Here is a 1,068-nt window from a genome sequence, read left to right as displayed (position 1 = left end):
GGACGATGCAGCAACAGTTCCGTTTTCAGAATGCCGTTGATGCGCTCGGCCAGTGCGTTCTGGTAGCAGTCATAGCCGTCGGTCATTGAGCAGGTCAGACCGTGACGCTGATGCAACTGCTGGTAGTACGTCGAACAGTACTGGATGCCGCGGTCGGAGTGATGGATCAGCGGTTGACGGGTTTTTCTCGCGCGCAGCGCCATCTTCAGTGCGTGGCTGACCTGCTCGGTCTTCAGACTGTCGTGGACGTGGTAACCGACGATTTTTCTCGAATACGCATCGCTGACCAGACTCAGATACACGAACGGCCCGGCGGTGGGCAGATACGTAATATCGGCGACCCAGAGCTGTTCGCTGCCTGTAGGTACAAACGGGTGATCTCCTGCACGCAGGAGATTCGGGTGGCGGCGAAAGCGGTGATGACTGTCGGTGGTCTTGTGATACGCCCGCCGGCACGGCACCAGCAGCCGGGCGTGACGCAGCACGTCAAACAGTGCATCGCGTCCGAGTTTGATACCCGCCTCGCGTAATGGTCCAGTCAGCAGATGATGCAGCTTGCGCGTGCCCAGCCGTGGCTGACGCAGCCGCACCTGGCGCACCAGTGCAACCACCTCGCATTCGCGTCCGGCGCGTTCGCGCTCGCGCCGTCGCTGGCTGTAGTACGCCTGGCGGCTCATGCCGGCATGGCGGCAGGCCCGCGCCACGCTCAGTCCTTCGACGAGTTCGCGCGCGATGACCTGCCCAAGGGCTTTTTTACGACTTTTACCCCATAGTCCTTCTTCAGCACGTCAATGACCGCCTCGAACAGGCTGGCTTTCTCATTGGCCTGACGTAGCTGCTCCTCCAGTTCCCTGATGCGCTGCTCAGGCGTCAGCGGCAGTTTGCCTTGCTGTTTCATGCCGGCTCCTTGCGTCAGAGGGGCGCTGGCCGCGCTCCAGTCCTGCAGACCGTGCTTGCGAAGCCACACCAGAACGGTCGAACGTCCCTGTATCCCGTAACGACGCTGGGCATCCTTGTAGCTCAGTTCGCCTTTTTCTACCTGCTCGACCACCGACAGTTTAAAAGCCA

Annotated in this window: 1 pseudogene; it reads right to left on the bottom strand. The window is 60.8% G+C overall.

The features are described from left to right. Nucleotides 1-1,068, bottom strand: a pseudogene (locus B0G83_RS38010) (IS3 family transposase); the annotation flags it as partial.

It is taken from the genome of Paraburkholderia sp. BL21I4N1 (genome assembly GCF_002973525.1).
In the GTDB taxonomy this organism is placed as follows: domain Bacteria; phylum Pseudomonadota; class Gammaproteobacteria; order Burkholderiales; family Burkholderiaceae; genus Paraburkholderia.
This window is presented reverse-complemented; position numbering and strand designations above follow the sequence as displayed.